The sequence below is a fragment of the Erythrobacter colymbi genome (genome assembly GCF_002155685.1).
In the GTDB taxonomy this organism is placed as follows: Bacteria; Pseudomonadota; Alphaproteobacteria; order Sphingomonadales; family Sphingomonadaceae; genus Erythrobacter; species Erythrobacter colymbi.
Genome location: NZ_MUYK01000005.1, coordinates 1 through 12,287 on the forward strand (window position 1 = coordinate 1; position 12,287 = coordinate 12,287).

Genomic DNA, 12,287 nt, shown 5'->3' on the forward strand with positions numbered 1-12,287 from the left:
GCGCGCGGTGTTCCGAGAATTGCGCGCGCAGCATTCCGATATGATCGCGCGCAGTTTGAGGTGAGGCTCACCTGATCGTTGGGGCATTCTTTCGACCGGATAACGGTTGGAGGAATGCATGCCGACGAGGAGAGTTACGATGCGCCATGTGCGCGAGATTTTGCGTCTGAGTCTGGACTGCGGGCTTTCGACGCGGGTGGTTGGCGAGCGGGTCGGGGTCGGACCGACGACGGTCCGGGATACGCTTCGGCGGTTCGATCGGTCGGGTCTGACTTGGCCAGTGCAGCCTGAAATGACGGACAGCGACCTGGAGTCCCGGCTCTACGGCGTGCCAGGGGTGAAGCCCGGGCGCCGCAAGTTGCCTGAGCCCGACTGGGCGGTGGTGGCGCGCGAGTTGAAGCGCAAGCACGTGACGCTGCAGATCCTGTGGGAGGAATACCACGCGGCGAACCCCGACGGCTATCGCTACAGCCGGTGGTGCGACCTGTTCCGGCGCTGGGAAGGCCGGCTGCCGCTGGTGATGCGCCAGAGCCATGCCGGCGGTGAGAAGCTGTTCGTTGATTATGCGGGCGACACGGTGCCGGTGGTGGTAGACCGCAGAACCGGCGAGATCCGCGATGCGCATCTGTTCGTCGCGGTGCTGGGCGGCTCGAGCCTGTCGTTTGCGTGTGCGACCTGGACCGAGCAGTTTGCTGACTGGGCCGAGGCTCACAATGCTGCCTTCGCATTCTTCGGCGGAGCGCCGCAGCTGCTGGTGCCCGACAATGCCAAGGTCGCGGTGATCAAGGCTTGCCACTTCGATCCGATGCTCAACCGCAGCTACACGGACATGGCTCGGCATTACGGGACGGCAGTGCTGCCGGCACGGCCGAGGAGGCCCAAGGACAAGGCGAAGGTTGAGGCCTGTGTCAGGATCGTCGAGCGCTGGGTGCTGGGCCGTCTGCGCAATCGCATCTTCTACAGCCTGGCCGAGCTCAACGCTGCCATTGCCGAGTGCCTTGCTGATCTGAATGAGCGCCGTGTGCTTCGCCAGTTCGGCCGCACGCGCCGCCAGCTGTTCGAGGAGGTCGATGCGCCGAACCTGAAGCCGCTGCCACCGGAGCCATGGGTTCATGCGCAATGGAAGCGCTGCCGGGTTGGGCTCGATTACCATATCGCGCTCGAGCAGCATCATTACTCGGTGCCGCACCGCTACGCGCGGCGCGAGGTTGAGGTGCGTTACACGGCCCGCAGCGTCGAGATCTTCCTCGGCGGCGAGCGGATCGCGGTGCACATGCGCGGCAGTGGCAATGGTCGGCACACGACCGTGCCCGAGCACATGCCATCGAGCCACCGGCGCTATCTCGACTGGACACCGGCAAAGATCCAGGAGGAGGCGGGCCGGATCGGCCCGATGCTGTCGCTGTTGATGGCGCGCATCATCGAGGACCGGCCGCATCCCGAGCAAGGCTACCGTTCGTGCCTGGGGATCATCGGCTTGTCCAAGCGGTTCGGCGCTGAGCGCCTTGAAGCGGCTGCGCTTCGCGCGCTGGAGATCGGCGCGCGCAATTATCCGTCTGTAAAATCGATCCTCGAAAAGGGGCTCGACAAGGTGCCCGTGTCCAAAGCCCCGGAGCGCGAGCCGATCCTGCACGACAATATCCGGGGCTCTCAATACTACCACTGAAAGGAGCAAGGATGCTCAAACACCCCACACTTGATCAGTTGAACCAGCTTGGCCTTATCGGCATGGCCCAAGCCTTTGCGGATCTGGATGGCAATGGCGATGCCGCCAGCCTGAACCACGCGGAATGGCTGGCGCTGCTGCTCGATCATGAAGCGACATGGCGCAATGACAAGCGCCTCGCCCTGCGCCTGCGTCAGGCAAAGCTGCGGCACCAAGCCGTGCCTGAGGACGTTGATTATCGCAGCGCCCGCGGGCTCGATCGGCGGTTGTTCGAAATGCTGCTGAAGGGCAGCTGGATCGCTGCCCATGAGAACTGTGCGATTATCGGACCAGCAGGGGTCGGCAAGAGCTGGCTGGCCTGCGCCGTCGGGCATCAGGCCTGCCGTGACAATCGCTCGGTTCTCTACACCCGCCTGCCGCGGTTGATCGACGAGCTGTCGCTTGCCAAGGGCGATGGCCGCATTGCTGCGCGCATGAAGAGCCTGGCCCGCGTGGACCTGCTCATCCTCGATGACTGGGGGCTTGAGCCGCTCGATGGCAATGCCCGCCATCATCTGCTGGAGATCCTCGAGGATCGCTATGGGCGCCGTTCAACGCTCGTAACAAGCCAGCTACCCATCGCGCGCTGGTTCGATCTCATCGGCGATCCGACCTACGCCGATGCCATCCTCGATCGGCTTGTCCACAACGCCCACAGGCTCGAGCTATCCGGGGAATCCATGCGGCGAAGCATCGCCGCTCAAGCCGCTTGACCCGCGGCAAAGCATAGTGCCACAACATACCAACGATCAGGTGCTTCACCTGCGCGCGATCAAAGCGGAACGCTGCGCGGCATCAGATCGGAATACATGCGCGCGATCGTCGGAATCCGCACGGGTCCCCTCATACCGAGCTAGATTCTTCGTCAAAGTCCGTTGGTTCCGATGGGAGCAAACGCGAGGTAAATAAACGCGGCGAAACCTATATTCGTTATGACGCCTCCCAGGATGGCGTCATTCTCCCGATTTCGCGTGAGGAGCGGCTTGCCGCTGACGATAGCCCATCCAACCAAAAAGGGTCCGAACATCAGGCCGACAACCATCGCCCAACTTGCCAAAGCGAGCCGATTGACACTGGGTATTCTGACCTGTGCGCTCAGTGGGCCAGCGTCGCTGTCGCTCGCTACACGAACAGGATCGGTGCGGAAAACTACCGCGTATCGTCTTTCGCTGCCCTGATTAGCGCCCTTGCGGCCGTGGCTACCGTTCTCGCCGTTGCCGTGGCCGCCGTAGCTGCTCGCGACGCCAGCAAGGCCGTTCGATTGATGAAAGAGGGCATGCTGCCCTTTCTCAGCGTCCGCTTCTCGGAGAGGGCTGGCAATGGCAAGTTGAAACTGATCAATGCCGGCACCGGAGTTGCGACGGATATCGAAATCATGATTGGCAGTGTCTCCCTGCCCTTGCGTAGGCGTGTTCTTCAAGCTGGCGAAGAACTTAGCGTAGCCAACCAGGCTATTATTCCGATGGACGGGCGGCTGACTATAGCTCTCCGTTACAAGCACGCTTCCGGGCACCTTGATAACAGGACTGAGGAATTCCATATAGTTAATGGCACGTGGATGCAGATCACTTGAACCAGTCCCAGGAATAAGTGACGTCAGACCTAATATAAAAATGCCAAGAAAATTTTCCATCATCTATCTCCTTCGATGGTAACCCACCGCCAGGATCCAGAGATGTAGCCCTAGCGGGCTCTATTCATTGTCGTTGATACCAAGTGCTCTAAGCACATCATGCTTGCGGTCATCTTCACGCCGAGGACCAGACGCCTGCCAATATCCGGCGAATGTGCGAGATGGCGGAAGCCCCATCGCAGCACGGATTAGCTTTTCTACCTTTGCCCGGTCGTCGAGCCGGCGATTTTCTTCTCTCCAGGCGCCGTCAGCAGCGTAGAAGTCGAGATAATCGCCAGCGATGTGATGGTGCACGCCGATTTCGGCTCTGCGCATACGCGAGAAGGCACTTTCTGCACCGTTGGTGTGGACGCCCTCATCGTTGCAGAACTCGTTCTTGTGGTTGACGCGTTCAAGGTGATGGCTTCCGTATAGCGGCTCCCATCCCGATCCTTCGTCTGCGAAGAGAGTGGCGCTGCGATCTACGCTTTCGGTGATCCATGAGACGGCCTGACGCTCGCTCTTGAAGGTGCGCGTCAGAAGCCGTCCCTGACCACCACGCTCCCGCAGCAGGACTACGCACTGACGCTTGCTGCCATTGATCGGAATGCGCCGACGATCGATGCGTTCGTCTTTCTTATTGGCCTGCTTGAGGTAGCCACCGAAATAGGCGCCATCGATCTCAACCTCACCAACGAGGTGAACGTCCTCCTGATCAAGGAACATCACTTCTCGGAGCTTGTCGGTGAGCACCCAGACAGTTTTGTAGTCATGGTCGTAATCGTGCGATAGCCAGATTGAGGCTGCACCCTTGGCATGAACCGCCATTGCCCGGACAATGAGCATGAGCTCGAGATAGGTGATGCGCTTGTGCGCGAACATCGTCCCGCTCGTGATTGAGAAGAACTTGTAGCACTGCGGATTGGCGCACTTGAAGCGGTTCTGGGACCTGATTGCATAGACCCGCTTGCAGTCACATTCCGGACACGTGGGGTTTCCGTCAGGCCACCTGGCCCGGAGAAAGAACTCCCTGCAACCCTCTTCCCCCATTTTAAAGACGTCATGGATGCTCAGCGTGCGGCTTGCAGGATTCTTCAGCCAATGCTGGCCCTGCTTTTTGCGCTTGAACGGGATGGTTGCACGACTGGCCATTGAGGTGTCGTATATGACACTATCGGGCCTCGTGGTCAATCAAAAAGTGCCGAATACGACACCTTAATTGCCGTATCCGTATCCTGATTCTATAAGTGACTCATGACACAAGATCGCGATGATGAATGGGAGCAGCTCGCTCGCAACCTGGTTCGGGGTCAGTTGATGACTCGGGGGATGTCGTATGCCGCGCTCAGGGAGGCTCTTGCCAAGATCGGTGTTGAGGACACCGAGGGGGCTATAAAGAGCAAAATGAGCCGGGGGAGGTTCACGGCTGTGTTCTTTCTGCAGTGTATGACTGCGATCGGAGTCGAGTGGCTGCACATCCCCGGAGCCCCCGATGGCTCTGGTTCTTTTGCTGTTGGGCCGCACGGAGCCCAGGCGCTTGCCCAGAAGAAGTCGCCGACTGAGAATTGAGGGGGCTATGCCCGCGAAATTTTTCTGGGGGTGGGCTCGCCCACCCCCAGAAAAATCGGCTCCCCATACGGATCGATTCGTTCTTTAGATTCCCTCTTTAACTCAGGCCCTTAAGTGGTCTTGGTGCAATAACTCCGCCATACCGGAGTTCCAGCGCCCGGTGCTCGATTCGCTGCGCCAGCCGCTCGAGACCGGCACGGTCGACGTCGCCCGCGCCAATGCCCACGTCACCTTCCCCGCGCGCGTGCAACTCGTGGCGGCGATGAACCCCTGCCGCTGCGGCTATGCGGGCGATCCGGCGCGCAACTGCAACAAGTACCCGCGCTGCATCGGTGACTATCAGGCACGGCTTTCGGGGCCGCTGCTCGACCGGATCGACCTTCACGTCCATGTCGGCGCGGTGAGCGCTTTGGACATGACCCTGCCGCCCCCTGCCGAGGGCAGCGCCGAAGTGGCAAGGCGCGTCGCCGCCGCCCGCGCGCGCCAGACCGCGCGCGGCGTCAGGTCCAATGCCGAGCTGGAGGGCGAGCGGCTCGAACAATACGCCACCCCCGATGAGGCCGGCCGCAAGCTGCTGCTTCAGGCGGCCGAGAAGCTGCGCCTCTCCGCGCGCGGCTACACAAGGATGCTCCGCGTCTCGCGCACCATCGCCGATCTTGCCGGAGCCGAAACGGTGGGCCGCGTCCATATCGCCGAGGCGCTATCCTATCGGATGATGACCAGCTAAGAGGCGCGCACAGGGCCGCCCTCTTCACGGCCCGCACTAAGGCGCAGCGGCGATTACCGAGGATCCATCAGCATTGGCGGCAGAAGAGCCTGCGCGCGGGATCGCGGGGCTGGTGGCGATGTGGCGCGATGCCTCGCGGCGGCGCAAGCTCGCGAGCCTCGCCTTCGCACTCGCGATCGAGGCGCTGATCGTGCTGCTGCTGCTCACGCTGGGCGCGAATCTGGTGGGCGAGGAAGACGCCAAGGAAAAAGTCACCACCTTCAAGGCGCAGGAATTCGCGGCCCCCTCAGAGCCCGAGGCCGAGCCCGAACAGGCCGCCGAGGCGAGCGCCGCCGATGCCCCGCAGACGGTGCAGCCCGTGCCGCAATCGCCGATCCGCCCCTCGCCGCTGGTGCTCAACCCGCAGCCCGCGCCGCAACCCTCGCCCGAGCCCGCCCCGCCGCAGCCCCAGCCGAGCCCCGCCCCGAACGCGCGGCCCTCGCCCAAGATCGGCGCGCGCATCCGGCCCAATAGCGGCGGCTATGGCCCGGTCGATACCGGCAACCCGCGTACGGCGGGGGACACGCCGCGGGTGGGCAGCGCGCGCAACGGCGAGCCGCTTTACGCCGCCCGGTGGTATCGCGAACCGACCCAGACCGAGCTGGCGGGCTATCTCTCAACGGCCAATGGCCCTGGCTACGCGTTGATCGAGTGCAAGACCGTGAGCGGCTACTATGTCGAAGATTGCGCTCTGGTTTCGGAAGCTCCGCAGGGGTCGCAAATCGGCCGCGCAGTGCTGGCAGCAGCATGGCAGTTCCGGGTCCGCCCACCGCGGCTTGGGGGGACGGAAAAATTCGGGGAATGGGTGCTGATCCGTGTCACTTACACGGAGCAACGCGCGAAGCCCTAGCCGCGCAAGTGCTGGCGGACGACATCCAGAAAATCCGGCCCCCAGGTCTCCAGCTTCTTCGCGCCGACGCCGGGGATGCGCCCGAGTTCGGCCAGCGTCTCGGGGCATTGTAGCGCCATGTCGCGCAGCACCGAATCATGGAAGATCACGTAAGCCGGAAGGCCATGCTCGCTCGCGAGCGCCTTCCTCTTGGCGCGCAGGGCCTCGAACAGCGGGTTGCCGACGGGGTTGGGCGCGTCACTTGACCCACCCCCGCGCGCGCGGCGCTGGCGGCGCTGGCGGACGGGCGGCTCGGCGATGGTGACGCCGGCCTCGCCCTTCAATACGGGGCGCGCCTCGGGGCCGAGGGCGAGGCCGCCATGCTCGGTCGCAGTCAGCATCCCCCTTGCGACCAGCGCGCGCGCCAGCGGGCGGATCAGAGGGGCCTCCGAGGTGCCGACGATGCCGAACACCGACAGCTTGTCATGCGCGCGGCTTTCGATGCGCTCGTCGTTCTGGCCGGTCAGCACCTTCTCGATATGGCCGATGCCGAAGCTCTGGCCGGTGCGGTAGACCGCCGAAAGGAGCTTGCGCGCGAGTTCACTGGCGTCGCGCACCTGCGGCGGCTCGAGGCAATTGTCGCAATTGCCGCAGGTCTCGGAGGGGTGCTCGCCGAAATGCCTGAGCAGGATTGCGCGGCGGCAGGTCGGGGCCTCGACCAGAGCGGCGAGCGCGTTGAGGCGGGCGTTCTCGGCAGGCAGGCGCTCGGGTTCCACTTCGCCCAGCCATTGCCGCGCGCGGGCAAAGTCGGAGACGCCCCAGAACAGATGCGCTTCGGACGGATCGCCATCGCGCCCCGCGCGGCCGGTCTCCTGATAATAGGCCTCGATCGACTTAGGCAGCCCGGCATGGACCACGAAGCGCACGTCGGGCTTGTCGATCCCCATACCGAAGGCGATCGTGGCGACCATCACCATGCTCTCCGACGCGACGAACTCGGCCTGCACGCGGGCGCGGCGCTCGGGCTCCAGCCCCGCGTGGTAGAACCCCGCCTCGCGCCCGGCCCGGGTGATTGCGGCGGCGAGGTCCTCGGCCTGCTTGCGGCTGGGGGCGTAGACGATGCCTGCGCCGTCCAGCCTCTGGAGCAATTCGGTGATCTGGCGCGGGCCGTTGTCGCGCGGGGTGATGGCGTAGCGGATATTCGGGCGGTCGAACCCGGCTACGATCAACCCCTCTTGCGGAATGCCGAGCTGGACGAGGACATCGGCCCGCGTCGCGCGGTCGGCGGTGGCGGTGAGGGCGAGGCGCGGCACCTGCGGAAAACGGTCGAGCACCGGACGCAGCATCCGGTAATCGGGGCGGAAATCGTGCCCCCATTCGGAGACGCAATGCGCCTCGTCGATGGCGAACAGCGAGACGGGCGCGCGTTCGAGCAGGCTCTGGAAGCCCGGCGTCGAGGCGCGCTCGGGGGCGACATAAAGAAGATCGAGCTCACCCGCACGGAAGGCCTCGGCGGTCGCAGCGTTGTCGCTGTCTGCCGAGGTCATCGAAGCAGCGCGAATCCCCGCCGCCCGCGCCGAGCGGATCTGGTCATGCATCAGCGCGATCAAGGGCGAGATGACGATGGCCGTGCCGGGCCGCGCCAAAGCGGGGATCTGGTAGCACAGGCTCTTGCCGGCTCCGGTGGGCATCAGCGCCAGCGTGTGTGCGCCCGCCATGACGCGGCCAATCACCGCCTCCTGCTGCCCGCGGAAGGCGGGGTAGCCGAAGGTGCGGTGGAGGATTTCATGGCATACCGAAGGCAGGGGGGCGGGGGGCACGGCCACGTTCATGGCCGCGGCCCTAGCTGAAGCAAGGCGACAGGGGCACCCGCTCCTTGCGCGCTATCGACGGATTATCGCTGGGCTCGTGCGGTCCGAGGGGGATGAAGGTCCGCAGCCTTCCTCCCGGACCGCTTCCCGGAAACCATAGGCTTCGACCGGCACGAGGAGCACGTCGCGCCCCTCTGCCGTGCGATAGGTCAATGAACCTTCGCGTCCAGCGTCGTCCGATTGAGCCATGACTGAGGGTCCGGCAGGGCCACTGACGGTGCCGTCGCGGAGGTAGAACGCGGGCGTGACCGCGAAGCGCTCCCTTGCCGGATCCAGCCATGGTCCGATTGCGGCATTCTCGAGGTTACCCGCGACAAGCAGACGGATGCGCCCCTGGCCAACCTCGAGCAGCGGTTCGCCATTATCGAGAACATAGCAGCCTTCGGGGATTGTCGCCGGGGCTTCGGCACAACCTGCGACAACAAAAGCGGCCACCCAAAGGCAAGCGGCTTTGGAAGCTGCGCGCGAGCGCTTTACGGCTGCGGCTGCGCTTCGGATCAGCGCAGCACCGCCTTCTTCGCCGCGAGGTCGACAACGTCGCCCTTGGCAAGGTCCGCGCCGCGAGTCGCGATCGTGCCGTCGGCGCGCTTGCCGAGGTCGGCGGGGCGCACCATCCACAGGTCCTGCGGGCCGAGGATGCGGCCATCATGCGCGAGGATCGAGACCGGGCCGATCGGCAGACGGTCACGCTCATCGACCAGCACGGGGTCTTCGACCACGCGCTCGGAGCCGTATTTCTGCCCCCACTGACGCAGCGCGACCATCGCGGGGAGCAGATCAAAGCCCTTTTCGGTCAGGCGATATTCGATCTTGCGGCGGTCATCCGCGCAAGGCTCGCGCTTCAGGATGCCGTGCTCGACCAGCTTGGCGAGGCGGTTGGAGAGGATGTTGCGGGCGATGCCGAGCTCGCTCAGGAATTCCTCGAAGTGCTTGTGACCATTGAAACTCGCGCGCAGGATCATGAGCGACCAGCGTTCCCCCATCACCTCGAGCGCCTGCGGCAGCCCGCATTCGATCAGCTCGCGCAGCGGTTCTCTCAAATCACCCATAGGTTGCCTTTCCTTCCCCTTCCGGGGGGTTGTGTAACCGATTTTGCAGGCCACACAAAAAAATTTCAGTTTTCAGTTGCAACTCACAACCTAGTTCGTTAGGTAGCGAATAGCAACTGGTTTCGAATCGAAATGTTGCGTTGCAAAATACGGTGACAGAGACCATGGGGCTGAGGCCCCAGAACGAAAAAAGGCAAAGGACAACCCCGATGATCAACACCCTCTCCCTCCCCCGCACCGGCAAGTTCGCGATCCTCGCTTCGGCCCTCGTCTACACTGGCCTCAGCTTTGGCGTCGCCACCAGCTCGAGCCCGCTCGAAGCGGCCGGCACCGCCTATTACAGCGCCACCCTCGCCGCCCCCGCGAGCGAAGCGCGCATGGTCGCGGCCGGCGTTGCCTGGACCTGCGAAGGCACCACTTGCGTCGCCAACAAGGCGAGCGCGCGCCCCCTGCGCATCTGCCGCGGCCTGAACCGCAAGGTCGGCGAAGTCGCGAGCTTCAAGGTGCTCGGCCAGCCGATCGAGGAAGCCGAACTGGCCAAGTGCAACGGCTGATCGCAGCCGACTGACGTAAGTCCCTCTCCGTCCGGGCGTCCCCCCTCTCCAACCGGACGGAGCAAAAACCCCCGGCGCACCCGGCGCCGGGGGTTTTTTTCTTGTGTTCCGCACGCCATCCGGCGCGCGAAATCCTCGCTCACACGCCCTGCGGGCGGGTGATCCGCCTGCGGCGGTTCAGCTTCGCTTCCGCTGCGGGCGCGCGTTCGGCCTTGCGGTCCGTCCGATGGCGGACCAAGGCACCACGATCCTCGGATTCATGCGCTGATATCGGTCGCACAGCGACCGCGAGCGCACGCGCGCGAGCCGCAGGCGCCCGTAGCGAAGCGAAGGAATAGCGCCGAGGACGTCCGCGCGGAGGCGCGGACGCATACGGGGAGTCAGAGAAGCCCAGCCGCCTTCAACTGCGCTTCCAGACTCGCCGCATCGGTGAACAGGTGCGCGTCCCACCCGCGCGCCTTGGCGGCGGCGATGTTGGCGGGGTTGTCGTCGGTGAAGAACAGCGCATCGCCTCTCCTGCCGCTGCGTTCCTCGACGATTTCGTAGATCCGCGGATCGGGCTTGGCGACCTTCTCGGTGCCCGAGACGATGATGTCGATGAAATGGTCGAACACCGGCTGGGTCGGGCGGAAGGCCGCGAAGAACTCGTCGCCGAAATTGGTGAGGCAGTAGAGCGGCACGCCCGCTGCTGCCAGCCGCTCGACGATCTCGTGCGAGCCTTGGACCGGGCCGGGGATCGTCTCGTTGAACCGCTCCGCATAGGCGCGGATGTGCGACTCGTATTGCGGGAACTGCGCAATGCGCTCGGGCACCATGTCGGCGAGCGCGCGGCCGCGGTCATGCTCGAAGTGCCATTCCTCGGTCACCACATGGGCGAGAAACCAGTCGAGCTCCTCGCGGTCCGCGATCAGCTTCGAAAACAGCGCGCCCAGTTCCCAGTGGAACAGCACCCGCCCGATATCGAACACCACAGCCTTCTGCATCACCAAGCCCCAAACGCTTGCGGCCCGCGCTCCGGGTAGGAGGCGGGCCGCCAGATCCGTCAGCCGCCCATCGGGCAGCCGCGCCGATTAGCCCTGACGGGCCTTGAAGCGGCGATCGGTCTTGTTGATCACGTAGGTGCGGCCGCGACGACGGATCACGCGGTTGTCGCGGTGACGGCCCTTCAGCGACTTGAGGCTGTTGACGATCTTCATGGCGCTTTTTCCAAAAGAGAAGCGCGCCGGAACGGTCCGACGCGCGGAAATTGATGCGTGCCGTTAGCGATGCCGGGCACGCAGGTCAATGCAGGACTCGCCCGATCAGCCGCGCAAATCGCTCAATTTTCGCTCCCAGGCGAGCGCGTGGGCGATGATCGTGTCGAGATCGGCGTTGGCGGGCTCCCATCCGAGCGTCGCCTTGAGGCGCGCGGGGTTCGAGATCAGCGAATCGGGATCGCCCGCCCGGCGCGGCTCCAGACGGCGGTCGAGCTGGCGATTCGTCACGCGGTCGACCGCATCGAGCACTTCGGTCACCGAGAACCCCCGGCCATAGCCGCAGTTCATCGTCAGCGAGCGCGCTGGCTCGGCGATCAGCGCTTCGAGCGTCAGCACGTGGGCGGCTGCCAGATCGCTGACATGGATATAGTCGCGCACCCCGGTGCCGTCGGGCGTCGCATAGTCGGTGCCGAACACGCTCACCGATTCGCGCTTGCCCAGCGCCGCCTCGATCGCGACCTTGATGAGGTGGGTCGCGCCTGCGGTCGATTGCCCGCTCCTCGCCTGCGGATCGGCCCCCGCGACATTGAAATAGCGCAACACGCCGCAATTGATCGGATGCGCGGCGGCGACGTCGGCGAGCATCTGCTCGGTCATCAACTTCGACCAGCCATAGGGGTTGATCGGGCGCTGGGGGGTATCCTCGCTCACGGCAGCGACATCGGGGATGCCGTAGACCGCGGCGGTCGAGGAGAAGATGAAATGCGGCACGCCCGCCTTGACCGCCGCAGCGATCAGCGCGCGGCTCTTCACCGTGTTGTTGTGGTAATACTTGAGCGGATCGGCGACGCTTTCGGGCACCACGATCGACCCGGCAAAGTGCATGATCGCCCCGCGCCCGTTGCCCATGCCCTGTTCGGCAAAGATCCGCGCGAGCAGATCGGCATCCTCGATATCGCCTTCATACAGCGGCACGCCATCGGGGATCGCGAAGCGGAAGCCGGTCGTCAGGTTGTCGATCACGGCGACGGGCCATCCGGCGTCGCGCAGCGCGAGCACCGCGTGGCTGCCGATATAGCCTGCGCCGCCGGTGACGAGGACGGTGGGTTTGCTGTCAGTCATCATGGGCCCCCTAT

The 12,287-nt window shown here is 64.4% G+C and carries 13 protein-coding genes and 1 pseudogene; 6 read left to right on the top strand and 8 right to left on the bottom strand.

Annotated elements, in window-relative coordinates; genetic code table 11:
* The first annotated feature begins 139 nt into the window (after positions 1-139).
* Positions 140-1,666, top strand: a complete 1,527-nt coding sequence (gene istA, locus BZF57_RS11820) for an IS21 family transposase (RefSeq protein WP_162290999.1) — start codon at positions 140-142, stop codon at positions 1,664-1,666.
* Between the two features lie 11 nt (positions 1,667-1,677).
* Positions 1,678-2,418, top strand: coding sequence for an IS21-like element helper ATPase IstB (gene istB, locus BZF57_RS11825; protein WP_086738086.1), 741 nt, complete (start codon positions 1,678-1,680; stop codon positions 2,416-2,418).
* A 152-nt stretch (positions 2,419-2,570) separates the two neighbouring features.
* Here istB and BZF57_RS20795 read toward each other — a convergent pair whose 3' ends face one another.
* Positions 2,571-3,338, bottom strand: coding sequence for a hypothetical protein (locus BZF57_RS20795; RefSeq protein WP_143738484.1), 768 nt, complete (start codon positions 3,336-3,338; stop codon positions 2,571-2,573).
* A 60-nt stretch (positions 3,339-3,398) separates the two neighbouring features.
* Positions 3,399-4,469: an IS1595 family transposase gene (locus tag BZF57_RS11835; RefSeq protein ID WP_086738090.1), complete on the bottom strand. Its 1,071-nt coding sequence runs from the start codon at positions 4,467-4,469 to the stop codon at positions 3,399-3,401.
* Positions 4,470-4,571: 102 nt separating this feature from the next.
* Here BZF57_RS11835 and BZF57_RS11840 point away from each other — a divergent pair, with 102 nt between their 5' ends.
* The 3 genes and pseudogenes from BZF57_RS11840 to BZF57_RS11850 all read left to right on the top strand — a co-directional run bounded on the left by BZF57_RS11840 (position 4,572) and on the right by BZF57_RS11850 (position 6,502).
* A complete protein-coding gene (locus BZF57_RS11840; RefSeq protein ID WP_086738092.1) occupies positions 4,572-4,886 on the top strand; it encodes a DUF6471 domain-containing protein in 315 nt (104 codons plus the stop codon).
* Positions 4,887-5,025: 139 nt separating this feature from the next.
* A pseudogene (locus tag BZF57_RS11845) lies at positions 5,026-5,613 on the top strand (ATP-binding protein); the annotation flags it as partial.
* Positions 5,614-5,686: 73 nt separating this feature from the next.
* Positions 5,687-6,502 carry a hypothetical protein gene (locus tag BZF57_RS11850; protein ID WP_086738097.1) on the top strand — a complete coding sequence of 272 codons (816 nt, stop codon included), beginning with the start codon at positions 5,687-5,689 and terminating at the stop codon, positions 6,500-6,502.
* Here BZF57_RS11850 and recQ read toward each other — a convergent pair.
* The 3 genes from recQ to BZF57_RS11860 form a co-directional block, all read right to left on the bottom strand.
* The gene (recQ, locus tag BZF57_RS11855; protein ID WP_086738099.1) at positions 6,499-8,313 is read right to left on the bottom strand and encodes a DNA helicase RecQ; all 1,815 of its coding nucleotides are present in this window, start codon (positions 8,311-8,313) and stop codon (positions 6,499-6,501) included. The genes BZF57_RS11850 and recQ overlap by 4 nt on opposite strands.
* Positions 8,314-8,364: 51 nt before the next feature.
* A complete protein-coding gene (locus tag BZF57_RS21265) occupies positions 8,365-8,787 on the bottom strand; it encodes a hypothetical protein (protein ID WP_162291000.1) in 423 nt (140 codons plus the stop codon).
* A 62-nt stretch (positions 8,788-8,849) separates the two neighbouring features.
* Positions 8,850-9,401 carry a winged helix-turn-helix transcriptional regulator gene (locus BZF57_RS11860; protein ID WP_086738101.1) on the bottom strand — a complete coding sequence of 184 codons (552 nt, stop codon included), beginning with the start codon at positions 9,399-9,401 and terminating at the stop codon, positions 8,850-8,852.
* 209 nt (positions 9,402-9,610) lie between these two features.
* Between BZF57_RS11860 and BZF57_RS11865 the strand changes: the two genes are divergently transcribed.
* Positions 9,611-9,955, top strand: coding sequence for a CC_3452 family protein (locus tag BZF57_RS11865; RefSeq protein ID WP_086738104.1), 345 nt, complete (start codon positions 9,611-9,613; stop codon positions 9,953-9,955).
* Between the two features lie 380 nt (positions 9,956-10,335).
* Here the strand turns inward: BZF57_RS11865 and BZF57_RS11870 are convergent, their stop codons facing one another.
* The 3 genes from BZF57_RS11870 to galE all read right to left on the bottom strand — a co-directional run bounded on the left by BZF57_RS11870 (position 10,336) and on the right by galE (position 12,273).
* On the bottom strand, positions 10,336-10,938 hold the full coding sequence (locus tag BZF57_RS11870; protein ID WP_086738106.1) for an HAD family hydrolase: 603 nt from the start codon (positions 10,936-10,938) through the stop codon (positions 10,336-10,338).
* Between the two features lie 87 nt (positions 10,939-11,025).
* Positions 11,026-11,151 carry a type B 50S ribosomal protein L36 gene (gene ykgO / locus BZF57_RS11875; protein ID WP_017666014.1) on the bottom strand — a complete coding sequence of 42 codons (126 nt, stop codon included), beginning with the start codon at positions 11,149-11,151 and terminating at the stop codon, positions 11,026-11,028.
* Positions 11,152-11,256: 105 nt separating this feature from the next.
* Entirely contained in the window at positions 11,257-12,273 is a 1,017-nt protein-coding gene (galE, locus tag BZF57_RS11880; protein ID WP_420810206.1) for a UDP-glucose 4-epimerase GalE, read from the bottom strand.
* Between the last annotated feature and the right edge of the window lie 14 nt (positions 12,274-12,287).

Coding starts and splice junctions, on each gene's coding strand:
- istA (WP_162290999.1), top strand. CDS start 140: ATGCGCCATGTGCGCGAGATTTTGCGTCTGAGTCTGGACTGCGGGCTT.
- istB (WP_086738086.1), top strand. CDS start 1,678: ATGCTCAAACACCCCACACTTGATCAGTTGAACCAGCTTGGCCTTATC.
- BZF57_RS20795 (WP_143738484.1), bottom strand. CDS start 3,338: ATGGAAAATTTTCTTGGCATTTTTATATTAGGTCTGACGTCACTTATT.
- BZF57_RS11835 (WP_086738090.1), bottom strand. CDS start 4,469: ATGGCCAGTCGTGCAACCATCCCGTTCAAGCGCAAAAAGCAGGGCCAG.
- BZF57_RS11840 (WP_086738092.1), top strand. CDS start 4,572: ATGACACAAGATCGCGATGATGAATGGGAGCAGCTCGCTCGCAACCTG.
- recQ (WP_086738099.1), bottom strand. CDS start 8,313: ATGAACGTGGCCGTGCCCCCCGCCCCCCTGCCTTCGGTATGCCATGAA.
- BZF57_RS11860 (WP_086738101.1), bottom strand. CDS start 9,401: ATGGGTGATTTGAGAGAACCGCTGCGCGAGCTGATCGAATGCGGGCTG.
- BZF57_RS11865 (WP_086738104.1), top strand. CDS start 9,611: ATGATCAACACCCTCTCCCTCCCCCGCACCGGCAAGTTCGCGATCCTC.
- BZF57_RS11870 (WP_086738106.1), bottom strand. CDS start 10,938: ATGCAGAAGGCTGTGGTGTTCGATATCGGGCGGGTGCTGTTCCACTGG.
- ykgO (WP_017666014.1), bottom strand. CDS start 11,151: ATGAAGATCGTCAACAGCCTCAAGTCGCTGAAGGGCCGTCACCGCGAC.
- galE (WP_420810206.1), bottom strand. CDS start 12,273: ATGACTGACAGCAAACCCACCGTCCTCGTCACCGGCGGCGCAGGCTAT.